2 protein-coding genes are annotated in these 4,006 nt (G+C 51.3%); one reads left to right on the top strand and one right to left on the bottom strand.

The features are described 5' to 3' along the window. Positions 1 to 151: 151 nt before the first annotated feature. A complete protein-coding gene (locus NG833_RS09525; protein WP_254565056.1) occupies positions 152 to 1,966 on the bottom strand; it encodes a sensor histidine kinase KdpD in 1,815 nt (604 codons plus the stop codon). A gap of 475 nt (positions 1,967 to 2,441) precedes the next feature. On the opposite strand from NG833_RS09525, the gene NG833_RS09520 reads away from it, so the two are divergent. Continuing rightward, the gene (locus NG833_RS09520; RefSeq protein ID WP_254565055.1) at positions 2,442 to 3,839 is read left to right on the top strand and encodes a TldD/PmbA family protein; all 1,398 of its coding nucleotides are present in this window, start codon (positions 2,442 to 2,444) and stop codon (positions 3,837 to 3,839) included. The last annotated feature ends 167 nt before the right edge of the window (positions 3,840 to 4,006 follow it).

The raw sequence follows: 4,006 nt of genomic DNA, 5'->3' as shown, positions 1-4,006 counted from the left end.
ATAAGTGTTGCTTTATTGCCTAAATTGATGAAAGAAACCCGGTTTCTCAACCTCCTATAAAAGGACCAGAAACCGGGTTTCTGCGATAAGTGTTGCTTGATTGCCTAAATTGATGAAAGAAACCCGGTTTCTCAACCTCCATCCTGTTTGATTATCCCCGCATTTCCAAAGGCAAGAAGATAGTCAGCACTTGTCCATGTTGGTGACGGTTGCGGACAATCAATTTACCTCCCAGGGCTTGAAACAGGTTTTTAGTCACGCTCAGATTGAGACTGAGGTTGCCGGTTTCTGGTTGAAACATCAACATTTGACCGAGAGATTTGAGGGCCTGAGTCCCGGAAACCGAGGGTTCGGAATTGACGGAGGCATGGGTTTGGGAGTGGAGTTCTACCTTCAACTGATGACCCGCTAGGGAAATTTCGACTTGGAGTTTGCCTCCGGCGGGTAAGGTGGAGGTGAAGTTATCGATCGCCCCGGTGAGGACTTGATCCAACAAGGAAGGGTCACTGACCACCGAGGGCATTTTTTGCGGCAAAATCACATCTAAGCTGAGGTTGCGTCGGCTGGCTTGTTTTTCCCAGCGCGGGATACAACTATTTAATACATCGGTCAGGGAGGTGGAAGTCAGGTGTACCGGCGCGTGAGCATCCTTGGTGGTTTCCAATTCCACTGCCCGGAAAAACAACCCAAAACGGTCGATTTGCTCGCTACATTCGCGATCGATCGCTTCTAAGCGTTTGATAATCTCGGCATCGAGATGACGGCGTTTGAGTAGGAGTCGGGTGAGGGTGCGAATGGTGGCTAACGGGGTTCTAACTTCGTGAGCGATCGCCTGTAATAATTCCACATCCAAGGCCGGGGCTTGGTTTCGGACGTTCTTACTCGCCGCATCCCGCAGGTCATCTAAAGGCTGGTCGATCGCCGGTTTCCGGGGATTGGCAGTTTTAGCTGAGACGGTTCCCACCGCCTTTCCCCCCTTGGAACGCAGGGTTTTGGCCCTTGCCGCTTCCGGTTTGCTCAGGGCCGTTCTGCGTTCGCCAGAGGTCGAAACCCGAGAATTCCCATCGGGACAGGATACTTCCCAGGAAATCTCCACCTCACCATTGGGACAATTCCCTCGGGTGACTGAATCGGCACCGGATTGGGGTAAGGCCCGCATGGAGGAACCCCACCCGGTCCAATCTGCCGCAAATGCTTCCATTTCATCCAGCATTTCGCGATCGAGTTCTACGGGTTCGGGGAGATATTCCAGAAGCTGTTGGGTAAATTGACAAACCAGTTTGTAGTCTGGGGTGCGCGGTGGGAACTGTTGGAACTGCCGATCTAAGGTGGAAATAGCGGTCTGATTTTTGAAGGGTAGCAGACGCGATCGCAATCCTTGCCACACTAAGGCGATCGCCTCGGGATCAAAGGAAAACTGAAACGCCGGTTGTCCCTGGGGGTTTAATCCCACCACCATGACCAGACTAAACCGCGCTGTCAACACCAAACAAAATTGTTCGCGGGCCAGGGGGTCCCCGGTCAGCAGGGGTAAAACTGTCGGGTTGGAGGCATCGGCACCGCTATCTGGAGTCGAGGGGAACAGGGAGGAGGGTAACCATGCGCCAGACTGCTGCACCCCAGCAAAGGTCCAGGTGGAGAACTGTTCTAAGTGGGTGGATTGGGTTAAAACCGGGACGGGACCGGATAAAACCAACCCTTTGCTAGAGAAGGAATGGCGGGTATCTGGGTCATTCTTGACTCGTTCGCCATCGAGGAGGTCATTCAGGGAGGCGACTGCGCCTTGCCATTGGCGATCGGCGCGAATTCGGCGCAACCAGACCGTTGCCGCATCCCGATGGGTCGTGGTCCCATTGCGATCGCCCGGTCCTTCCCCAGTCAACCCCATCTCTAGGTCCGAGGAATTGTCGGTGCTCCCCGCCTGTGCTAAAACCTCGCTAATCGTTGGTAAGACCCACTTGTACACGGAAATATCCCCCTCTACAGTTCACTGATTCAAATCCTTAATTTTCAATAATTGAGCAAGAATTTGTAATTTAAAACTTGCTACAAACGCTTTAATCTAAATTCAACTGAAAACAAGATACTACTAGCCTATCTGGATCTTCCCCATAAAAACATTCGTAGAACCGAACAAATCAGTCGCAATCCCCGCAGGAAATAAGCCGGATCACCCCCTTGATCCAGAATCGGTTTACCCCCGAGGCAGTCGGCACTCGCCCGATTCTCGGGCATGGGTACCCTAGGGATTAGAAACCGGGTTTCTTGACAAGACTTATGCCTAAGCGCCACAAATTTGGGCCAGAAACCCGGTTTCTTGTCCTTTGCAGCTTAGAGGGTACAGGTGTCCTGGGTAAAACCCCACCCGGTTGGTCTGTAAGCATTGAGGACCGCTATAGTAGAACATATCAATATATTTGCTTTGGAACTCGCCCTCAACCATGTCTACTTTGCTCGCTGATGCGAAAAATTTATTAGCTGAACTGATTGCTCGTTATGCCTCCCGGGTTGATTATTTAGCAATTCGCCTAGAAGAAGCGGAAGGCACCGATATCTTTTTGCGGGGTGAAAAGATTGAAACCCTAAGTGAGGGCGTCTCGATTGGGGGACAAGTCCGCGCTTGCTATCAGGGGGGTTGGGGCTTTGCCAGTTTTAATGAATTGGCGGGACTGGCAGAACGAATCGAGGAAGCGATCGCCGCAGCGCGATTAGTCGGGGATGAAGAAACCATTTTAGCCCCGGTGGACCCGGTACAGATTACCTGTGAACTGTTACTCACGGGTACTGACCCCAGAAAGATTCCGATTATCGACAAAAAGAGATTGTGCGATCGCTATACGGATATCCTCCGTCAAGTTGACCCGCGCATCACCACCACCTCGGTGCGCTACAGTGACAGCGCCCAACGCATCCTCCTGTTTACCTCAGAAGGCACTATCCTAGAACAGTCTTGGGTGGATATGGAAATGCGCTTTGCCGCCACTGCACGCAATGGGGAAACGGTCCAAACGGGACGGGAAACCACCGGGTCCCGGAAAGCTTACGAAGATTTAATCCAACTAGATTCCCAAGTGCGAGGGGCCGCCCAAAGAGCGGTAGAAGCCCTCTCCCTGCCTTCGGTGAAAGGCAACACCTACCAAGTTGTCATTGACCCAATTCTCTCCGGATTGTTCGTTCATGAAGCCTTTGGACATCTTTCTGAAGCGGATATGGCGTATGAAAACCCCGATTTGCTGGAAGTGATGACCCTGGGACGCCGGTTTGGTCCTGAAGACTTGCAAATCTTTGATGGGGCGGCCCCTCCAGGTCATCGCGGGAGTTATCTTTACGATGATGAAGGCACTCCTGCCACTACCACCCAACTGATTAAAGATGGGGTACTCGTCGGACGCCTCCACTCCCGAGAAACTGCTGGGAAACTAGAGGAAACGGCCACAGGAAATGCCCGCTGTTTGAATTATCATTATCCTCCCATTGTTCGGATGACGAATACCTGGATTGAACGGGGAAAGACGCCGGTTCAGGATTTATTTACGGATATTAAAGAAGGGGTTTATGCCCGAAATTGGCTGGGAGGAATGACCAATGGGGAAATGTTTACCTTTAGCGCTGGGGAAGCTTGGATGATTAGAAATGGTCAATTAGCTGAACCTGTACGGGATGTCACCCTTTCGGGGAATGTGTTTAGTACCTTAGCGGATATTGAGGCGATCGGGGATGATTTCTATTGGGATGAATCTGGCGGTTGCGGCAAAGGTGGACAAAATGGTTTACCTGTAGGCTGTGGCGGTCCTAGCCTGCGAATTCGCAATGTTGTGGTGGGTGGCGAGTCGGCATAGTTTTTGTCCAGTCTAATTACCAACCCTAGGACAAGAAACCGGGTTTCTGACCTAAATTTGTGGAAAATTGCTAGAGAGTAGGTGAAGAAACCCGGTTTCTAACCCAACTCAAGGACAAGAAACCGGGTTTCTGACCTAAATTTGTGGAAAATTGCTAGAGAGTAGGT

Source organism: Oscillatoria sp. HE19RPO, from assembly GCF_024220515.1.
GTDB lineage: Bacteria > Cyanobacteriota > Cyanobacteriia > Cyanobacteriales > Laspinemataceae > Laspinema.
This window is presented reverse-complemented; position numbering and strand designations above follow the sequence as displayed.

What these genes read in the sequence shown, in the direction of transcription:
- NG833_RS09520 (WP_254565055.1), top strand. Translation starts at nt 2,442, where the DNA reads ATGTCTACTTTGCTCGCTGATGCGAAAAATTTATTAGCTGAACTGATT.